Origin of the sequence: Micromonospora arborensis (assembly GCF_003205615.1) — a bacterium.
Lineage (GTDB): Bacteria > Actinomycetota > Actinomycetes > Mycobacteriales > Micromonosporaceae > Micromonospora > Micromonospora arborensis.
The window spans coordinates 107,246-125,989 of record NZ_PYBV01000009.1; the positions used below are offsets into that span (position 1 = coordinate 107,246).

Here is an 18,744-nt window from a genome sequence, read left to right on the forward strand (position 1 = left end):
CCCGATGCGCATCCGCCCCCTGCTCGTCGTACTCAGCACCGCGCTGGTCGGCGCCCTCGGCGCCGCCTCCGGCGCGTCCGCCGCCCCGCCCGGCCCGCAACCCATCATCGGCGGCAACACCGTCTCGTCCGCGCCCTGGGCCGCCGCGGTGCTGAGCAACGGCTCGTTCACCTGCTCCGGCAGCGTCATCGCCTCGCAGTGGGTGCTCACCGCCCGGCACTGCATCAGCGGCACCATGTCCGTCCGGGTCGGCAGCGTCTACCGCGCCTCGGGCGGGGTCACCCGCACGGTCAGCGCCACCTACACCCGCAACGACCTCGCACTCATGCGGCTCTCCAGCACCGTCAGCACCTCGACGGTGACCCTGGCCAGCAGCAACCCACCCATCAACTCGACGAACTCGATCTACGGCTGGGGCATGACCTGCTACAGCGGCTGCTCCGCGTCCAGCCAGTTGAAGACCGCCACCGTGCGGGTGACCAGCAACAGCGTCACCGACGCGTACGGCGGGCAGGCGATCCGCAGCACCGAGATCAGCGGTAACGCGTGGCGGGGCGACTCGGGTGGCCCACAGTTCTACAACGGCCAGCAGGTCGGCGTCGCCTCCACCGCCGACGGCTACAGCATCCAGAACTACGGCAGCGTTGCGTACAACCGGGCCTGGATCACCTCGGTGGCCGGTGTCTGACGGTTAGCGCCCCGGGCGGTGCGGATGGTCGGCAGCGCGCCGGCCGTCCGCGCCGCGTCGTTTTGCAGCATCCGATCAGGTGAACAATGCACCCGATCGGGTCGCGCCACTCCTGACAGCATCGGAAACGTGCTGGTCGTGACGACAGAGCAACTGCCCGGCTATGAGATCCGCCAGATTCTCGGTGAGGTGGTGTCATCGATGGCCAGGACGCGCAACCCGTACCGCGAGGGAGTCAAGAACCTGCGCGGTGGCGCGTACGACCCGATGGCCCCGGACAACCTGACCCGGTGGCGCACCGACTCGGTGTCCCGGCTCGGCGAGGAGGCCCTGCGGCTCGGCGCGAACGCGGTGATCGGCATGCGGTTCGACAGCCGGGACTGCGGTGAGATGTGGATGGAGATCTGCGCGTACGGAACGGCAGTGGTCGCCGTACCCAAGATGCCCGAGGTCATGCCGGCCGACCAGCCGGCCGTCGCGGCGGGGACCGCGGAGGTCGCGGGCTTCACCGGGTCTCCCGGCGGCATCGCCGAACCAGCCAGCGCCCCCAACCTCAGAACCGCCGCAGAAACCCCAACCGGCGACTAACCACCCACCCATTGTTCCCACCCGGCCCGGCCCCACCCCGCTCCCACCGCGTTGATCATGAGGTTGTCGCCCGCCACACCGGCGTGTCGCGACGACAACCTCATGATCAACAAGGGATAGCGGGGCCGGGGGCTGATCAACTCCATTTCGCCGACATGGGGGCATCCGAGGCGAGGGATACCCCGATGTCGGCGATGTGGTGTCGATCATGTCCCGGGGTAGGTGACGTGGGGTCCGGCAGTGACGTAAGGCGCCGAAAGTCGCCGGGGGCTAGAGGATGGGGGGTGGGGAGTAGGTGGCGGCGTTGGGGTGGGTTTGGACCACCTTGGTGATTCGGCGGGTTATCGCGGCCACCTGGGCGGGAGCGGCGCCGACGAAGGCGCTGCGGTCGGCGACCAGGGTGTCGATGTCGGCGCGGGACAGGCCGAGTCGGCCGTCCGCCGCCAACCGGTCGAACAGGTCGTTCTCCGGCGAGCCCTTCTCGCGCATCGCCAGGGCCACCGCGACCGCGTGCTCCTTGATCACCTCATGGGCGACCTCCCGGCCGACTCCACGCCGGACCGCCGCCACCAGCATCTTCGTGGTGGCCAGGAACGGCAGGAACCGATCCAACTCCCGGTTGATCACTGCCGGGTACGCGCCGAACTCGTCGAGCACGGTGAGGAACGTCTGGAAGAGCCCGTCGGCGGCGAAGAACGCGTCCGGCAGGGCCACCCGACGGACCACCGAGCAGGACACGTCCCCCTCGTTCCACTGGTCACCGGCCAGTTCGCCGACCATCGACAGGTAACCCCGGATGATCACGGCGAACCCGTTGACCCGCTCCGACGAGCGGGTGTTCATCTTGTGTGGCATCGCGCTGGAGCCGACCTGGCCCGGCTTGAAGCCCTCGGTCGCCAACTCCTGGCCGACCATCAGCCGGATCGTGGTGGCCAGCGACGACGGCGCGGCAGCGGTCTGGGCCAGGGCGGCCAGCACGTCGAAGTCCAGCGACCGCGGATAGACCTGCCCGACGCTGTCCAGCACCCGGGAGAAGCCCAGGTGCTCGGCGACCCGCTGCTCCAACTCGGCCACCTTGTCGGCGTCGCCGTCGAAGAGGTCCAACTGGTCGGCGGCCGTGCCGACCGGCCCCTTGATCCCGCGCAGCGGGTAGCGGGCGATCAGCTCCTCCAGCCGCTCGTACGCGATCAGCAGCTCCTCCGCCGCCGACGCGAAGCGCTTGCCGAGCGTTGTGGCCTGCGCCGCCACGTTGTGCGAACGGCCGGTCATGACCAGCTCGGAGTGCTCGTGGGCCAGCCAGGCCAGGCGGGCGAGGGTGGCCACCACCCGGTCCCGGATCAGCTCCAGCGAGGCGCGCACCTGGAGCTGCTCGACGTTCTCGGTGAGGTCCCGCGAGGTCATCCCCTTGTGCACGTGCTCGTGCCCGGCGAGCGCGCTGAACTCCTCGATCCGGGCCTTCACGTCATGCCGGGTGACCCGCTCCCGCTCCGCGATCGAGGCGAGGTCGACCTGGTCGAGCACCCGCTCGTACGCCTCGACCACACCGTCCGGCACCGGCACGCCCAGGTCGCGCTGAGCGCGGAGCACGGCGAGCCAGAGCCGCCGCTCCATCCGGACCTTCTCCTCTGGAGACCAGAGGGCGACCAATTCGGGCGAGGCGTACCGGTTGGCCAGCACGTTGGGGATCGTCGTCACGTACCTCATTGTCCCGCACCCGCGGGCCTGCACCGGAACCGGGCCGGGTTGCCGAGGCCGTTCAGGGGTGGCTGACCTCGTAGACGGTGACCGAGCCGGCGACCAGCCGCACCTGGGCCAGCCGGGCCAACTCCGGCGACACCGCGCCCGCCCTGGTGTCGGCGAACAGCCACCGGACCCGGTGCTGCGTCCGGAGCCGATCCAGGTCGGCCGTGGTCGGCGCGGTGAACACCCCGTCGTTGAACGCGAGCAGCTCCTGATCGGGGAAGTTCTGTCGGGCGTACCCCAGGTTGTCGACGCCGTGCGCGGCCACTACCGCGTCGGTGTAACCCCAGCTCTCCACCACCGTCCGGTGGCCGCCCAGACCGGTCACCCAGAACGCCCGGGCATCGCAGTGTGGGGTGGTCTTGACCGGCCGACAGTGCACGTTGGTGGCGACCACGTCGTCGTCGGCGGCGTGCTCGTCCAGCCACAACGCCGCGCGCATCTCGTCGACGGTCAGCGCGTACGGCTGCGGCCCGGTCGTCGGCACCGGCTCGGTCAGCACCGAGCGGACGACCCCGCCAACGGCGACGGCGCCGCTGGCACCGAGCATCGCGGCGGTGACGCCGGCCACCGCGATCGTCGCCGCCCGTCGACGACCCCCCGCTGACGGAACGCGCCGCCGCCACAGGGCGGCCACCCCGACGGCGAGCGCGGCGGCCACCGCCACGAACAGCACGTACCGGACCGCCGAGACACCCAGCACCCGCAGCCACCCCTCGATGGTCGAGGTGTACGGGGTGCCGGGTCGGGCGATCTTCGGCCACGCGAAACCCACCACCGTGCCGGCCGTGGCCAGCCCCGCCAACGCGCCGGCCACGGCGGGCACCACCAGCACCGGCCAGGGTGCCCGGGCCACGGCGAGCGACCAGGCGGTCAACACGACGCCGACCGGAATGACACCCATCCAGAAGTAGATCTGGCTGATCGACGGATGCTGGAACACCCAGGTGGTGGCCGCTCCGGCGAGCACCGTGCCGGCGAGCAGCCAGACGGCCGCGTCGGCCCGGTGCTCCCGTTCGACGAGCAGGGTCATGCCCACCCACCGTGGTGCCTGGCCCAGCACCCACCAGGCGACCACGGAGAACGCCAGCAGCCAGCCGAGGGCACCGCCGTCGTTGATACCCGGCGGCAGCGGGGCGTCCGGCCAGATTCCGTCGCCCCCACCGAGCGTTTCGGAGTACGGGCCGATGAAGTGCAGCAACGCCAGCGCCTGCACGCGCAGCGTGGAGGCCCCGCCACCGGCGAACAGCCGGAAACCGAGCGCCATCGCCGCCACGAGACAGGCCAGCGCCACCAACGCAGGCCGTGGCACCCGCCGCTCCCGCCACCAGAACACGACCGCGGTGAGACCCAGGCCGGCGATCAGCGGTGGCAACGCACTGGACTTCGCCCCCGCACACACCAGGCCGAGCACCGGCACCAGCGCCCAGGCCAGGCCGAGGGACCGCCCTCGCGCCACGTCGACACAGAGGCCGACGAGCAACAGCAACGGCACCAGCACGTACGTCTGGGACGGGCTGGCGTACGACAGCGGCATCTCACCGGACGCGCCCACCGCCGAGCCGAGCGTGACAGTCGTCCCGACGAAGCCGGCGACGGCGACCACCGGACCGGCCCAGACGGCCCCACTCAGGTCGCGGGTCAGCCCGGCCGCGAGAACCACCGCCGTGCCGATCACCGGCACCAGCCACAGTCGCAGCAGCACCGTTGTGGGCGCGATGTCGGTGATCATGCTGGCGCTGGCGATGTGCGCGTCGGAGAGGTAGTGGTAGCGCAGCCCCTCCCCCGCGACGTGCGGCAACTCGAACGGCATCGCCCGGGTCAGCTCCTGCACCAACCCCAGGTGGTAGAGCAGGTCCTGGTAGTAGCCGCCGTACACCGGTGGCAGCGGGACCATCCGCCACTGGACGTACCCCCAGGCCACCACGACCAGCAGCGCCACGCCCATCGCCCAGTGCCACAGGACCGGCAACGGTCGGCGCTCGCCGACCCGCCAGTGCCGGCGTAGCCCGGGGACGGCGGCGAAGGCGAGGAGCACGGGCAGCGGCCACCAGCGCAGCAGGGACTGCTGGCCGGTCGCCGCGGCCAGCGCCCAGGCGACGATCTCGAGCAGCAGGCCGGTGGCCGCGCCGTAGGCGAGGTCCTCCGGAAGGTTGCCCCGGCTGCCGCGCAGTGCACGGTGCACCAGGGTCCCGGGCAGCACCAGCGCGAACACCCAGTACGCGGAGAACCGGGCGAGGTCAGAGGCCGGCACGTCGCCGCGCGACCAGACCAGGAGCAGGGCGGCGATGACGAGCGCCCACGGGAGCGTGGTGAGTGCCGGCAGGAGGGCGTTCCGGCGTGCCACCGGGGCCGAGGTGTCGGTCCGCTCGGCCAGCAGGGTGTCAGCCATGGGCGCTGACCGCCGGCCCGAAGTTCGGCGTACGCGCGCCGTCGTCGACGGTCTCGGCGCCGGGCAACTTGTCGAGGGAGTCGAACCCGACGTGGAAGGCCGGCCGGTTCTGCACGGTGGCGTAGATCCGGCCGACGTACTCGCCAAGGAGGCCAAGGCAGACCAACTGCACCCCACTGAGCAGCAGCACCGCGACGAACATCGAGGTCCAGCCGGGGATCGTGGTGCCGGAGACGTGGGCGACCATGCCGAACACGATCAGCGCGAGACAGAGCAGGAAGCTCGACATCCCCAGCCAGGTGGCGAGTCGCAGCGGCGCGGCCGAGAAGTTGGCCGTGCTCTCCCAGGCCAGAGCCACCATTCGGCGCAGCGGGTACTTCGTCTCCCCGGCGGCCCGTGCGGCGCGGTCATAGCGCACCTCGGCGCTGGGGAAGCCGAGCGACGGCACCAGCAGCCGGTAGACCGGTGCGCGTTCGGGCAGCCGGCGCAGCACCTCGATCACATCCCGGCTGAGCAACCGGAAGTCGCCGGCCTGGGCGGGCAGATCGCCCCCGACGATCCGGCGCATCAGCCAGTAGTAGCCCCGGGCGGTGTTGCGCTTGAAGACCGTGTCGGTGCTGCGGTCGGCGCGCACGCCGTAGACGACGTCCACGCCGTCCTCGCGGGCCACCCGGAGCATCTCGGCGATGGTCTCCGGAGGATCCTGGAGGTCCGCGTCGAGGCTGACCACCCACCGGCCGATGGCACGGTGCAGGCCGGCGGTCAGTGCCGCCTGGTGGCCGCTGTTGCGCCGCAGTCGGAGCACCCGCAACTGCGGCCAGTCCCGGCCGTGGTCGAAGAGCACCGACACGGTGTCGTCCCGGCTGCCGTCGTCGACGGCGACCACCTCGTAGTCGACGCCGAGTGCGTCCAGCACCGGTCGCAGCCGGGCGACCAGGGCCGGGATGACCGCTGTCTCGTTGAACATGGGGATGACCACCGAGAGGGTGGTCATCCGTGGGACGACGGACTCCATCGTGTTACGGCCCCGTTCCGCACGCAGGAGTGATCGATATCGCGCCCAGGGCGCGGCAGCGACCACCATCGCGTGGCAAACCCTCCACCAGCGGGCCGGATCCTGAACGGTCCATTAACGCCTGCTGGCGGACGCCCCGGTAAGGGACGTTCCGCGCGCTCAGCGCTCCAGGATCGCGGTCACGCCCTGGCCACCGGCCGCGCAGATCGAGATCAGTCCGCGCCCGCTGCCCCGCTCGGCCAGCAGCTTGGCCAGGGTCGCCACGATCCGCCCACCGGTGGCGGCGAACGGGTGACCGGCAGCCAGCGAGGAGCCGTTCACGTTGAGCCGGTCGGTGTCGATCGCGCCCAGCGGCGCGTCCAGGCCGAGGCGGTCCGTGCAGAACTCCGGCGACTCCCAGGCGGCGAGGGTGGCCAGCACCTGCGACGCGAACGCCTCGTGGATCTCGTAGTAGTCGAAATCCTGCAGCGTCAGCCCGGCCCGGGCCAGCATCCGTGGCACCGCGTACGCGGGGGCCATCAACAGCCCTTCGTCGCCGTGCACGAAGTCCACCGCGGCGGTCTCCGACCAGTCGAACCAGGCCAGCACCGGCAGGTGGTGCGCGGCCGCCCACTCCTCGCTGGCCAGCAGCACGGTGGACGCCCCGTCGGTGAGCGGTGACGAGTTGCCGGCGGTCATGGTGGCGTGCTCGGCGTCCGCGCCGCGGGTGCCGAAGACCGGCCTGAGCGAGCCGAGCTTCTCCAGGCTGGTGTCGGGGCGGAGGTTCGCGTCGCGGGTCAGCCCCAGGTACGGCGTCATCAGGTCGTCGAAGAAGTTCCGGTCGTACGCGGCGGCCAGCCGCTGGTGCGAGCGCAGCGCCAACTCGTCCTGGGAGCGCCGGTCGATCTGCCAGCGCAGCGCGGTCCGGGCGGCATGGTCACCCATGGACAGACCGGTACGCGGTTCGGCGTTGCGTGGGATCTCCGGCTTGAACGGCTGGTGCGGGCGCAGTTTCGCCGCGACCTTGAACCGTTCGCCGAGCGTACGGGCCGAGTTGAGCTTGAGCAGCGTGCGCCGCATCTCCTCGTTGACCGCGAGCGGCGCGTCGGAGGTGGTGTCGACACCGCCGGCGATGCCCACGTCGAGCTGGCCGAGGGCGATCTTGTTGGCGACCAGGATCACCGCCTCCAGGCCGGTGCCGCAGGCCTGCTGGATGTCGTACGCCGGGGTGTGCGGGTCGAGCCGGGAGCCGAGGACCACCTCGCGGGTGAGGTTGTAGTCGCGGGAGTGCTTGAGCACCGCCCCGGTGACGACCTCGCCGACCCGTTGCCCGGCCAGCCCGTACCGGGCGATCAGGCCGTCCAGTGCGGCGCCGAGCAGATCCGAGTTGGACGCGTCCGCGTAGCGGGAGTTGGAACGGGCGAAGGGGATGCGGTTGCCCCCGATGACCGCGACGCGCCGGATGCTCTGCACGATCCGCCTCCTCGACGTGTGTTGCCCGAACCCTACTCGCCAGTAGGCTACGCCCATGACCGACAGGTACGCGAGCTTCGTCCAATCGGCCGCCGGCCGCGCGCTGGTCAAGCGCCTCGGGCTGCCCGACCCGCCCCGGCTGCGCCGGCACCACCCCGGCGACCCACTGCTGCCCGGACCGGCCCTGCTCGGCCCGGCCACCGGCGGCCGGCTCACCGAGCCGATCAGCAGGATCCTGACCAACGCCGGGGTCGAGCTGGCCGACCCGGTCGCCGGCATCGACGCCGCGGCCGGCACACCGCAGCGGTACGGCGCGCTGCTCTTCGACGCCACCGGGATCACCGACTCGACCGGCCTGCGTCAGCTCTACGACTTCTTCCACCCGCAGGCCCGGGCGGTGCTGCCCAGCGGGCGGGTGATCGTGTTGGGCACACCGCCACCGGAGTGCGGGTCGCCCCGCGAGGCGACCGCCCAACGTGCCCTGGAAGGTCTGGTCCGCAGCATCGGCAAGGAGTTCGGCCGGGGCACCACCGCGCAACTCGTCTACGTGACCCGCGCCGAGAACGGCACCCGCACGAGCCTTGAGTCGACCCTCCGGTTCCTCCTGTCCGGGCGCTCGGCGTACGTCTCGGGGCAGGTCATCCGGGTCGGCGCTGGCACGGCGAGTGCGCCGGCCGACTGGAACCGCCCCCTGGACGGGCAGGTCGTGCTGGTGACCGGCGCCGCCCGGGGCATCGGTGCCGCGCTGGCGAAGGTGCTCGCCCGCGACGGCGCGCAGGTCGTGGCGCTGGACATCCCCGCCGCCGGGGACGCGCTCGCGGCGGTGGCGAACGACATCGGCGGCACGGCCGTGCAGCTCGACCTGACCGCGCCGGACGCGCCGACCCGACTCGCCGATCACCTGGCCGGCCGGCACGGCCGGGTCGACGTGGTGGTGCACAACGCCGGCATCACCCGGGACAAGACGCTCGGCCGGATGGACGCCGACCGGTGGGACCAGGTGATCGACGTCAACCTCTCCAGCCAGGAGCGGATCAACGACGTGCTGCTGGAGCGGGAGCTGATCCCGACCGGCGGGCGGATCGTGTCGGTCTCCTCGATCGCCGGGATCGCCGGCAACCGGGGGCAGACCAACTACGCCACCAGCAAGGCCGGCGTGATCGGGTTGGTCGAGTCGCTCGCCCCGGCCCTGCGCGAGCGGGGGATCAGCGTCAACGCGGTGGCCCCCGGCTTCATCGAGACCCGGCTGACCGCGCGCATCCCGCTGGTGGTCCGCGAGGCGGGACGGCGGATGAACAGCCTGGCCCAGGGCGGGTTGCCGGTGGACGTGGCCGAGACGATCGGTTGGCTGGCCTGGCCGGCCAGCGGCGCGGTCAGCGGCAACGTGGTCCGGGTCTGCGGCCAGAGCCTACTGGGGGCGTGATGGGCGCGGGCTCGGAGTCGGGCGGCCGGACTCGGGTCGAGCTGTCCCGAATGCCGGCTGTCGGGCCGCTCTACCGGCGGGCTCTGCTCGGCGCGCTACCGGTCTCCCGCGGTGGGCGGCACCTGCCGGCGGTCGAGCTGGCCGTGGGCGGGGTGACCGTCGACCGGGCGCGGCTGGCCGACTACGACCGGGTCTGCGGGTTCCGGCTCAGCGACCGGCTGCCCGCGACGTTTCCGCACGTCATGGGCTTCCCGCTGACCCTCCGCCTGATGACCGCTCCGGACTTCCCCATCCCGCTGATCGGCCTGGTGCACGTCGGCAACCGGATCACCGTAGGCCGACCGATCACCGCCGACGAGACCCTCGACTTCACCGCGTACGCGGCGAACCTGCGCCCACACGACCGGGGGCGGCAGGTGGACGTGGTGCTGGTCGGCTCGGTCGACGGGGAGGAGGTGTGGCGCGGCGTCTCGACGTACCTGGGTCGGGAGCGCACGCCGGGCGGGAGCGACCGGAGTGGACGCCCCGAGGCGCCGGCCGCGACGGCCCGGTGGCGGGTGGAACCCCGCGTCGGTACGCAGTACGCGCGGGTCTCCGGCGACCACAACCCGATCCACACGTCCCGGCTCGGGGCGCGGCTGTTCGGCTTCCGTCGGCCGATCGCGCACGGCATGTGGAGCAAGGCTCGCTGCCTGGCCGCGCTGGAGAACCGGTTGCCGGACGCCTACACCGTCGAGGTCGCCTTCAAGCTGCCCGTGCCGCTACCGAGCACGGTGGGCTTCGCTCTTCTGCCCGATGGCGGGTTCGCCCTGCACGACTCGCGTGGTCGACCGCACCTGGCGGGCCACCTGCGCTGAGTCGCCCCTTGGCAGGTGTGCACCTGTGCGCTAAGTTGTTCTCAGAGCGAGATGTTCTCAAGATGAGAGAGACGCGATGAACGAGCAGGAGTTCCTGGCCGCGTACGACCCCGGGGCCTACCCGTCGGTCGCGGTGACCGTCGACGTGGTGGCGCTGACCATCCGCGACGGCGCACTGCACCTGCTGCTGATCCAGCGCGGTCAGCCGCCCTTCGAGGGCCACTGGGCGTTGCCGGGCGGCTTCGTCCGCCCCGACGAGGACCTGACCGCCGGTGCCCGACGTGAGCTGGCCGAGGAGACCGGGCTCGGGGGCGTTCGGCTGCGCCGCGTACACCTGGAGCAGTTGGGCAGCTATGGCGCCCCCGACCGCGACCCGCGGATGCGCGTCGTCTCGGTCGCCCACCTCGCGTTCGCCCCCGACCTGCCGGACCCGGCCGCCGGCACCGACGCCGACGCGGCGATCTGGCTGCCGGTGACCGCGCTGACCAGCCGGCAGCTCGCCTTCGACCACAGCCGGATCATCGACGAAGGGCTGGAGCGGGCGCGGTCGAAGCTGGAATACACACCGCTCGCCACGCGGTTCCTCGCCGCCGAGTTCACGATCAGCGAGCTGCGCGCCGTCTACGAGACGGTCTGGGGCCACCCACTGCACGCCGGCAACTTCCACCGCAAGGTGCTCTCCGTGCCGGGCTTCGTGGAGAGCACGGGCACCAGCACCGAGCGCGGTGGCGCCCGGGGTGGCCCACGCGCCCGGCTCTACCGGGCCGGCGACGCCCGGCTGCTGCACCCGGCACTGCTGCGCCCCGCCCGCGAGGAGACGGTGCGATGAGGACAGCGGCGGCCATCGACCTGGTCACGGCCGCCCGCACCGACGCCGACCTGTTCGGCACGGACCAGCCGGCCCGGCGCTACCGCGAGCTGGTCGCGGCCCTGCACCCCGACCGCCTGCCGGCCGATCCGACGGTACGCGCCGAAGCCCTCGACGCGTTCATCCACGTCACCACCCGATGGCAGGCCCGGCAGGTCACCGTCCTCGGCGACTACCGCCTCGGCGCGCCGGCCCACTCGGGTGACCTGGCCGACCTCTACGACGTCGGTGCCGACCGGCTGCTCAAGCTCCCCCGACGGCCCGCCGACAACGACCTGATGGCTCGCGAGGCACACGCCCTGCACACCATCGCCGAGCGCGGCGACCCCCGCTACCTGCCGTACGTGCCCCGGCTGGTCGACGAGTTCCCGCACCGCGACGCCGCGACCGGCGCCGAACGGCGGATCAACGTGCTCGCCACCGCACCCGGCCTGCACGACCTCGACGAGGTGCGGCGCGCGTACCCCGACGGGTTGGACGCCCGGGACGTGGCCTGGATGTGGCGGCGACTGCTGGTGGTGCTCGGCCTGGCCCACCGGGCGGGCGTGGTGCACGGCGCGGTCCTGCCGCGCCACGTGCTCATCGAGCCGGACGCCCACGGCGTGGTGCTGGTCGACTGGTGCTTCTCCACCCCGGTCGGAAGCACGGTCCCGGCGCTGGTGCCCGGCCAGGAGGACTGGTACCCGGAGGAGATCCTTCGCAAGCAGCCTTCCGGGCCGGGCACCGACATCGCGATGGCGAGTGGCTGCATGAGCTGGCTGCTGGGGGCGCGTGCACCCCGCGAGCTGCACACCTTCGCGCAGGGCTGCCGACAACGGTCCCTGGGTGCCCGGCCCGACGACGCCTGGCGCCTGCTCCGCGAACTCGACCAGGTGCTGCACCGCCTCTACGGCCCGCGCACCTTCCGACCCTTCACCCTCACCCCCTAAGGAGCTGTCATGGGCAGTGGAATCTGGTCCACCGACGTGTACGACGCCGCCGACCGCTATCGCCGCTCCACCGGTCGCAGCGCGTTCTCCTACAGCGACAGCGGCGCGCGCACCGTGCACCCGGCGCTCGACCCCCGGGACGCGATGCGCGAGAGCCGCGACTCCGACGAGCACCCCCGGTCGACGCCCGTCGCGGTGCTCTTCGACGTGACCGGCTCGATGCGCAGGGTGCCGCGCGCCCTCCAGACCAAGCTGCCGCAACTGCTCGGGCTGCTGCAACGGCAGGGCTATGCCAGCGACCCGCAGATCATGTTCGGCGCGATCGGCGACGCCACCTGCGACCGGGTGCCGTTGCAGGTCGGCCAGTTCGAGTCGGACAACCGGATGGACGACGACCTCGGCCGGATCGTCCTCGAAGGCGGTGGCGGCGGGCAGATGACCGAGTCGTACGAGCTGGCCATGTACTTCATGGCCCGACACACCCGCACTGACAGTTGGGAGAAGCGCGGTCGGCGCGGCTACCTGTTCATCATCGGCGACGAGCTGGCGTACCCGCACGTGAAGGCCCGGGAGGTGGCCGGCCTGATCGGCGACGACCTGGCCGAGGACGTGCCGCTGCGGCAGGTCGTCGACGAGGTGACCCGCTGCTGGGACACGTACTACCTGCTCCCCGCCGGCAGCCACTACGCCGGCAACGCCAAGGTGCTCGACTTCTGGCGCGACCTGCTCGGGCAGAACGCCGTCGTACTCGACGACCTCGACGCGGTCTGCGAGACCATCGCGCTCACCATCGGCCTCGGCGAGCAGGCCATCGACCTGGACGAGGGCCTACGCGACCTGGACCGCGCCGGCTCCGGTGCCACCGGCACCGTGTCGAAGGCGCTGGCCCGCCTCGACCGGGGGCGACGGGCCGAGGTGTCGACGCTGCCGGCCTTCACCGACACCGCCGGTGGGGTGACCCGCCTGTGAGGCACGTGGCGGTGGTCGACCTCGGCTACGGCGACGCCGGCAAGGGCACGGTGGTGGACTGGCTCTGCGCCACCCGCCCGGTGCACACGGTGGTGCGGTTCAACGGGGGCGCGCAGGCGGCGCACAACGTCGTGCTGCGCGACGGGCGGCACCACACGTTCGCGCAGTTCGGCGCAGGGACGTTCCATCCCGGTGTCCGTACGCACCTGTCGCGGCACGTGGTGGTGGACCCGCTGGCGCTGGCCGCCGAGGCCGACCACCTCGCCACCGTCGGGGTCTCCGACGCGCTCGACCGGTTGACCGTCGACGGGGCGGCGCTGCTCGCCACCCCGTACCACCGGGCCGCCAACCGGGCCCGGGAGATCGCCCGGGGAGCCGACCGGCACGGCTCCTGCGGGCTGGGGGTGGGCGAGACCGTCGCGTACGGGCTCGCCCACCCCGACGACGCGCCCCGCGTCGCCGACTGCCGCAGCCCAGCGCTGCTACGCCGCCGGCTGACCGCCCTGCGGGACCGGCTGACCGCCGAGCTCGGCCCACTGGACGCGCCACCGGTCGAAGACTGCATGCCTGCGTTCACCGGGTTCGCCGGGCGGGTCGCGATCGTCGACGACACCTGGCTCGCCGGGGCGCTGCGGGCTGGGACCTGCGTCTTCGAGGGCGCGCAGGGGGTGCTGCTCGACGAGTGGCACGGCTTCCACCCGTACACCACGTGGAGCACCACCACGTTCGCCAACGCCGAGACCCTGCTCGCCGAGGCGGGTCAGCCCGGCGGCGCGACCCGGATCGGGGTGCTCCGGCTGGTCACCACCCGGCACGGGCCCGGCCCGCTGGTGACCGAGGACCCGGCACTGCCGCTGGCCGACCCGCACAACCCGACGAACCCGTGGCAGGGCCGGTTCCGGTTCGGCCACTTCGACGCGGTCGCCCACCGGTACGCGCTCGCCGCGGCCGGCGGCGTCGACGGCCTGGCACTCACCCACCTCGACCTCGCCGGCCCCGGCCTGCGGATCTGCCGCCGCTACGACACCACCGACCGGCTCACCCCAGGCCCGCCCGGTGACCTGGACCGGCAGGCCGCGCTCACCGCCCGCCTGCTGCGCTCCCGCCCGGTGTACGACGAGCCGCCGGCGGACTGGGCGGAGGCAGTACGCGCGGAGCTGAACACACCCGTGGTGCTGACCGCGCACGGCCCCACCGCCGAAGACAAGACCCCACATGGCCCACTGCTCGCCCCACCGGCCCTGGTCCGCTCGGCCTGACGCCCACCCAAACCCCGTCGATCTTGCACTTTCGGTCGTTGTTATGCGGCTTTTGCAGGGATTGCCTCGGACACAAAGTGCAAGATCGACGCGGGGAGAGGTGGGGGTTATCCAGCGTCTTCGGCCACCGGGCGGGTCGCACCCGGCGAGCATGGGGGCATGGACTCCGCGCTCGACCTGCTCCGACAGTTGGTCACCTCGCCGTGGGTGTACCTGCTGATCTTCGGGCTCACGGCGGTCGACGCGTTCTTTCCGGCTGTACCCGGCGAGGCGGCCGTCATCACCGCCGCCGTGCTCTCCACCAGCGGAAATCCCAAGCTGGCGGCGGTGATCGTCGCCGCCGCGCTGGGCGCCTGCGCCGGTGACCACGTCTCGTACGCCATCGGGCGCGGAGGCGGCGCGAGACGACTCGCCGGGTTTCCCGATGGCAGCCGCCGACGAGCCAGCTCGGAGTGGGCCCGGCGCGCGCTGAACCGTCGCGGCGGGCTGATCCTGACCACCTCCCGGTATCTGCCGGGTGGGCGGACCGCCGTCACCCTCACCATGGGCGCGGTGCGCTATTCCCGCCGGTCGTTCCTGCTGTACGACGCGATCGCGACGGTCACCTGGGCCCTGTACTGCGGGCTGCTCGGCTACTTCGGTGGGCTGGCCTTCGAACGGCACCCCGTCAAGGGCGTCCTCGCCGGGATCGGCCTGTCGGTGATCGTCACGCTGGGCATCGAGGGCATCCGTTGGCTGCGCCACCGGGCGCGCCGCCGCGCCGCCGCCACCACCGACCGGGCCGGATCGACCTGACACCCGTCAGAGCAGATCGGCGTCGTGCACCAGGATGGCCAACTGCACCCGATTGCCCGCCTGGAGTTTCGCCAGCGCCCGACTGACGTGTGCCTTCACGGTGGCCTCGCTCATCGTCAACCGTCGGGCGATCTCCGCGTTGCCGAGCCCGCGCGCCACCTCCCGGACGATCTCCAGCTCGCGCGGGGTGAGCGGGGTGAGGCGCTGACGAGCGGCGTCCCGACGGGCCGGACCACGTTCGGCGAACGAGCTGATCATGCGCCGGGTCACCGTCGGGGCGAGCATCGCGTTCCCGGCAGCCACCGTTCGGACGGCGGCAGCCAGCTCGCGGGGCGGAGTGTCCTTGAGCAGGAATCCCACCGCCCCGGCCCGGAGCGCCCGATGGACGTACTCGTCGAGGTCGAAGGTCGTCAACATGATCACCTTCGCGCCGGCAGCGATCACCTCCGGCGCGACGGTCAGCCCGTCGACACCCGGCATCCGCACGTCGAGCAGCACCACATCGGGGCGTAACCGGTGGGTCTGCTCCAGCGCGCCGGCGCCGTCCGCCGCCTCACCGACGACAGTGATGTCTTCCGCCGCCTCCAGGATCAGCCGCAGACCGGCACGGACCAGGTGTTCGTCGTCGACCACCACCACCCGAATCACGCCGCACCCGCCGTCGGGATCAGGACCCGGACCAGGAAGCCGCCGTCCACGGGCCTGGCCTCCAGCCGGCCGCCGAGCAATTCCACCCGCTCGCGCAGCCCGAGCAACCCCTGGCCGGCACCGGGCAGCGTCGTCCCGCCCTCTGCTGGGCCGTTACGGACCAGCACCTCCAGGCCGTCGGACAGATAGCGCAGGCAGACGGTCACCTCGGCGTCGGCGGCGTGCTTGCGCACGTTCGTCAACGCCTCCTGGACCACCCGGTACGCCGTGCGCCCCAGCGTCGCCGGCAATGCCGTCGGCACGCCCTCGTCCCGCCGGGACACCCGCAGCCCGGCGGCGCGGGACTCCCCGATCAACTCGTCCAGTCCGTCCAACCCGCGCTCCGGCGCCATGCCCGGGCCGGCCTGTCGCAGCACACCCAGCACCTCGCGCAGGTCGGTGAGCGCCTGCCGACCGGTCGTCCGGATCAGCGCGGCAGCCTCGACGGTCGTCGGGTCTGCGGCGGTCACCTCCAGCGCCCCGGCATGCACCACCATCAACGAGACCCGGTGCGCGACCACGTCGTGCATCTCCCGGGCGATCCGGGTTCGTTCCTCGGCACGGACCCGGTCGGCGCGGGCCTCCTGCTCGCGTTCCAGTCGCTCGGCCCGGTCCCGCAGGGCGGCAAGCGTCTCCTGGCGCGCACGCACCCAGAGGCCGAAGACCAGCGGAAGTCCGACCAGACAAACGGCGAGCATGAGCACGTTGCCGCTGGCTGCGGTGGTCATCCGACGTACGCCGCCCACCGCCAGCCCGACCAGCACCCCGCCGGCCAGCACCACGGCCGCACCGGCGAGGAAGCCGGCGAGCCGCCGACCACGCAGCCGCAGACCCGCCTGATACGAGGCGACCACCCCGGCCGCCGCGGCGGCGAGCACCAGCCAACCGACCGCCGCGGCCAGGAACAACGGCCAGCGGCGGGTCCGGACCATGCCGACAGCCCAGCCGGAGAGCAGCGCGAGTGCCAGTGGGACGGCACCCGGGAGCGGCGAGCGGACCCCGATGTCACCGGTCGCGCTGGCCCAGACCGCCGCCGCGACCGTTACGGCGAGCAGCAGCGGGGCGTACCGCTGGACGACCCGCCGCAGGGCGACGGCGCTGGAGGCCACGCAGCGAGCGTAGGGCTTCCCGGCCGGATCGGCCCGCCCCGCGCCGCCAGACCCGGGTGAGCTGGGGGAAGACCCCTACCCGCCGTCCGGGCCGGACGCTACCTAAGTAGTGGCGTCCGACCGACCACTGGCCGATGGCAGGAGCCGCCGCCCAGACCAGCATCGGGACCATGGATCTCATCCACCTGCTGCACGAGACGATGTCCTCGCCCTGGGTGTACCTGGCGATCTTCGCAATCGCGGTGCTCGACGGTTTCTTCCCCGTGGTGCCGAGCGAGACGGCGGTGATCACGGCAGGGGTGTTCGCGGCTTCCGGTGCGCCGTACCTGCCGGCGGTGATCCTGGTGGCCGCTGCCGGGGCGCTGGTCGGCGACCACGTCTCGTACGCCATCGGGCGGGCCGGTGGCGCGCGGCTGCTCGACCGGCTGCCGCCCGACGGTCGTCGCCGGGCCGCCGCCGACTGGGCTCGGCGGGGGATCACGACGCGCGGTGGGCTGATCCTCACCGTGGCCCGGTACGTTCCGGGCGGCCGCACCGCGGTCACCCTCACCATGGGCGCGGTGCACTATCCCCGGCGACGCTTCCTGGCCTTCGACGCGCTCGCCGCCGGCTCGTGGGGGCTCTACTCGGCGCTGGTCGGCTACGTCGGCGGGCTGGCCTTCGAACAGGACCCGCTCCGCGGCCTGCTGCTGGGTCTGGGCCTCGCCCTGACGGTGACGTTGATCGTCGAGGTGGTTCGTTGGTATCGCGGTCGCCGCCGCCGTGCGGCGCGGGTCGGCGAGCCGGGCACCGACGCTGTCTCCGCCGGGGGCGTCAGTCGGCCGGCGGACGCCAGGTGACGCCGTGCAGGAGTTGGGCGGCGCCGAGCCAGGCCACGTTCATCATCCGGGTGGCGGTCTTCTCCGGGTCGGCGTCCGGGTGGTCCGCGAGCCAGTCGGCCAGCGACTCGGTCGCGCCGACCAGGGCGTACGCGACGACCTCCAGGTCGACGGCGGCGATCTCGCGGCCCTCGGCGCGCAGCGCGTGGTCGAGCATCCCGGCGACCACCTCGACCAGCCGGGACCGCATGGTGGCCAACTCCCGGGCGAACGGCTGCTCGCCCCGGGCCTGCCGGTAGAGCACCGCCCAGCCGTCCCGGTGTGCGCCCACGAATCCGAAGAACGCCCGCAGCCCACGCCAGAGTCGATCGTCGGCCGGCAGGTCGGGGGCTGCGGCGCCGGCGATGGCCTGCATCATCCGGGTGCCCTCCCGGTGCAGGCAGGCGACGAAGAGTTCCTCCTTCGTGCCGAGGTACGCGTACACCATGGGCTTGGAGATGCCGGCATCCTCCGCGATCTCGTCCATGCTGGCGGCGTGGAAGCCGCGCCGGGAGAAGACCTTGACGGCCGCGTCGAGCATCTGCTGCTCACGGACGGCACGTGGCAGGCGCTTGAAGGCGGGAACGGTGGACACCTTGCGAGCATACCTACTCGTGCGTAGGGTTACGCGCGAGTAGCCAATCTTCCGGAAGGCGCACCTGATGACTGACTTCGACCCGGCCAGCTTCTCCAATGTCGGCCCCAAGGAGTTCGCGCAACTGGTCAAGTCCACCCCGGACGACAAGATCGCCCAGGTGATGGCCGGTGACCTGCGCGGCAAGATCCTGGGCGAGGTCTTCGGCCGGATGCCGTCGCTGTTCCGCGCGGACCGGGCCGGCTCCACCAACGCGGTCATCCACTGGGTCATCACCGGTCGGCAGGACGGCGGCAGCGACACCTACGAGGTGGTCATCGCCGACGGCAAGTGCGACGTGAACGAGACCCCGCAGCACGACCCGAAGCTGAGCCTGACCATGGGCCCGGTCGAGTTCCTGAAGATCGTCTCCGGTGGCGCCAACCCGGTGATGATGTTCATGACCGGCAAGCTGAAGGCAAAGGGCGACCTCGGCCTCGCCGCCAACATCGCCAACCTGTTCGACATCCCCAAGGCCTGAC

General features: G+C 72.3%; 18 protein-coding genes. 11 read left to right on the forward strand and 7 right to left on the reverse strand.

Going from position 1 to position 18,744, the window contains the following annotated elements; translation table 11 throughout:
- Window positions 1–4: 4 nt before the first annotated feature.
- A complete protein-coding gene (locus tag C7C45_RS06880) occupies window positions 5–688 on the forward strand; it encodes a S1 family peptidase (protein ID WP_110562801.1) in 684 nt (227 codons plus the stop codon).
- A 24-nt stretch (window positions 689–712) separates the two neighbouring features.
- Window positions 713–1,276, forward strand: a complete 564-nt coding sequence (locus tag C7C45_RS06885) for a YbjQ family protein (RefSeq protein ID WP_110562802.1) — start codon at window positions 713–715, stop codon at window positions 1,274–1,276.
- A gap of 270 nt (window positions 1,277–1,546) precedes the next feature.
- Here the strand turns inward: C7C45_RS06885 and purB are convergent, their stop codons facing one another.
- From purB to C7C45_RS06905, 4 genes are all read right to left on the reverse strand, one after another.
- Window positions 1,547–2,971 (reverse strand): adenylosuccinate lyase, encoded by a 1,425-nt coding sequence (purB, locus tag C7C45_RS06890; protein WP_110562929.1) that lies wholly within the window; start codon window positions 2,969–2,971, stop codon window positions 1,547–1,549.
- Window positions 2,972–3,032: 61 nt separating this feature from the next.
- Entirely contained in the window at window positions 3,033–5,408 is a 2,376-nt protein-coding gene (locus tag C7C45_RS06895) for a hypothetical protein (protein WP_110562803.1), read from the reverse strand.
- Window positions 5,401–6,402, reverse strand: coding sequence for a glycosyltransferase family 2 protein (locus C7C45_RS06900; protein ID WP_244200271.1), 1,002 nt, complete (start codon window positions 6,400–6,402; stop codon window positions 5,401–5,403). Before C7C45_RS06900 ends, C7C45_RS06895 begins: the two co-directional genes overlap by 8 nt.
- A gap of 180 nt (window positions 6,403–6,582) precedes the next feature.
- On the reverse strand, window positions 6,583–7,875 hold the full coding sequence (locus C7C45_RS06905) for an acetyl-CoA C-acetyltransferase (RefSeq protein WP_110562805.1): 1,293 nt from the start codon (window positions 7,873–7,875) through the stop codon (window positions 6,583–6,585).
- 55 nt (window positions 7,876–7,930) lie between these two features.
- Between C7C45_RS06905 and C7C45_RS06910 the strand changes: the two genes are divergently transcribed.
- The 7 genes from C7C45_RS06910 (at window position 7,931) to C7C45_RS06940 (ending at window position 14,975) form a co-directional block, all read left to right on the forward strand.
- The gene (locus tag C7C45_RS06910; protein ID WP_110562806.1) at window positions 7,931–9,298 is read left to right on the forward strand and encodes a 3-oxoacyl-ACP reductase; all 1,368 of its coding nucleotides are present in this window, start codon (window positions 7,931–7,933) and stop codon (window positions 9,296–9,298) included.
- Window positions 9,295–10,155: a MaoC/PaaZ C-terminal domain-containing protein gene (locus C7C45_RS06915; protein WP_425271119.1), complete on the forward strand. Its 861-nt coding sequence runs from the start codon at window positions 9,295–9,297 to the stop codon at window positions 10,153–10,155. Before C7C45_RS06910 ends, C7C45_RS06915 begins: the two co-directional genes overlap by 4 nt.
- A gap of 76 nt (window positions 10,156–10,231) precedes the next feature.
- On the forward strand, window positions 10,232–10,984 hold the full coding sequence (locus tag C7C45_RS06920) for an NUDIX hydrolase (protein WP_110562808.1): 753 nt from the start codon (window positions 10,232–10,234) through the stop codon (window positions 10,982–10,984).
- Window positions 10,981–11,952, forward strand: coding sequence for a BUD32 family EKC/KEOPS complex subunit (locus C7C45_RS06925; protein WP_110562809.1), 972 nt, complete (start codon window positions 10,981–10,983; stop codon window positions 11,950–11,952). Before C7C45_RS06920 ends, C7C45_RS06925 begins: the two co-directional genes overlap by 4 nt.
- Before the next feature lie 9 nt (window positions 11,953–11,961).
- The gene (locus tag C7C45_RS06930) at window positions 11,962–12,921 is read left to right on the forward strand and encodes a hypothetical protein (protein WP_110562810.1); all 960 of its coding nucleotides are present in this window, start codon (window positions 11,962–11,964) and stop codon (window positions 12,919–12,921) included.
- Complete coding sequence (locus C7C45_RS06935) at window positions 12,918–14,180, forward strand: adenylosuccinate synthetase (protein WP_110562811.1); 1,263 nt, start codon at window positions 12,918–12,920, stop codon at window positions 14,178–14,180. Before C7C45_RS06930 ends, C7C45_RS06935 begins: the two co-directional genes overlap by 4 nt.
- Window positions 14,181–14,339: 159 nt before the next feature.
- Window positions 14,340–14,975: a DedA family protein gene (locus tag C7C45_RS06940; RefSeq protein WP_110562812.1), complete on the forward strand. Its 636-nt coding sequence runs from the start codon at window positions 14,340–14,342 to the stop codon at window positions 14,973–14,975.
- Between the two features lie 6 nt (window positions 14,976–14,981).
- Here C7C45_RS06940 and C7C45_RS06945 read toward each other — a convergent pair whose 3' ends face one another.
- On the reverse strand, window positions 14,982–15,623 hold the full coding sequence (locus tag C7C45_RS06945; protein ID WP_110562813.1) for a response regulator: 642 nt from the start codon (window positions 15,621–15,623) through the stop codon (window positions 14,982–14,984).
- Complete coding sequence (locus C7C45_RS06950; RefSeq protein ID WP_208641087.1) at window positions 15,620–16,771, reverse strand: sensor histidine kinase; 1,152 nt, start codon at window positions 16,769–16,771, stop codon at window positions 15,620–15,622. The genes C7C45_RS06945 and C7C45_RS06950 overlap by 4 nt, the downstream gene beginning before the upstream one ends.
- A 170-nt stretch (window positions 16,772–16,941) precedes the next feature.
- Between C7C45_RS06950 and C7C45_RS06955 the strand changes: the two genes are divergently transcribed.
- Window positions 16,942–17,610: a DedA family protein gene (locus tag C7C45_RS06955; protein WP_208641088.1), complete on the forward strand. Its 669-nt coding sequence runs from the start codon at window positions 16,942–16,944 to the stop codon at window positions 17,608–17,610.
- On the opposite strand, the gene C7C45_RS06960 is transcribed toward C7C45_RS06955, so the two are convergent.
- Window positions 17,585–18,223 (reverse strand): TetR/AcrR family transcriptional regulator, encoded by a 639-nt coding sequence (locus C7C45_RS06960; protein ID WP_110562815.1) that lies wholly within the window; start codon window positions 18,221–18,223, stop codon window positions 17,585–17,587. The two genes, C7C45_RS06955 and C7C45_RS06960, sit on opposite strands and share 26 nt — an antisense overlap.
- 67 nt (window positions 18,224–18,290) lie before the next feature.
- Here C7C45_RS06960 and C7C45_RS06965 point away from each other — a divergent pair, with 67 nt between their 5' ends.
- Window positions 18,291–18,743, forward strand: coding sequence for an SCP2 sterol-binding domain-containing protein (locus C7C45_RS06965; protein ID WP_110562816.1), 453 nt, complete (start codon window positions 18,291–18,293; stop codon window positions 18,741–18,743).
- The last annotated feature ends 1 nt before the right edge of the window (window position 18,744 follow it).

Coding starts and splice junctions, on each gene's coding strand:
- C7C45_RS06880 (WP_110562801.1), top strand. CDS start 5: ATGCGCATCCGCCCCCTGCTCGTCGTACTCAGCACCGCGCTGGTCGGC.
- C7C45_RS06885 (WP_110562802.1), top strand. CDS start 713: ATGGTCGGCAGCGCGCCGGCCGTCCGCGCCGCGTCGTTTTGCAGCATC.
- C7C45_RS06895 (WP_110562803.1), bottom strand. CDS start 5,408: ATGGCTGACACCCTGCTGGCCGAGCGGACCGACACCTCGGCCCCGGTG.
- C7C45_RS06900 (WP_244200271.1), bottom strand. CDS start 6,402: ATGACCACCCTCTCGGTGGTCATCCCCATGTTCAACGAGACAGCGGTC.
- C7C45_RS06910 (WP_110562806.1), top strand. CDS start 7,931: ATGACCGACAGGTACGCGAGCTTCGTCCAATCGGCCGCCGGCCGCGCG.
- C7C45_RS06920 (WP_110562808.1), top strand. CDS start 10,232: ATGAACGAGCAGGAGTTCCTGGCCGCGTACGACCCCGGGGCCTACCCG.
- C7C45_RS06925 (WP_110562809.1), top strand. CDS start 10,981: ATGAGGACAGCGGCGGCCATCGACCTGGTCACGGCCGCCCGCACCGAC.
- C7C45_RS06930 (WP_110562810.1), top strand. CDS start 11,962: ATGGGCAGTGGAATCTGGTCCACCGACGTGTACGACGCCGCCGACCGC.
- C7C45_RS06940 (WP_110562812.1), top strand. CDS start 14,340: ATGGACTCCGCGCTCGACCTGCTCCGACAGTTGGTCACCTCGCCGTGG.
- C7C45_RS06955 (WP_208641088.1), top strand. CDS start 16,942: ATGGATCTCATCCACCTGCTGCACGAGACGATGTCCTCGCCCTGGGTG.
- C7C45_RS06965 (WP_110562816.1), top strand. CDS start 18,291: ATGACTGACTTCGACCCGGCCAGCTTCTCCAATGTCGGCCCCAAGGAG.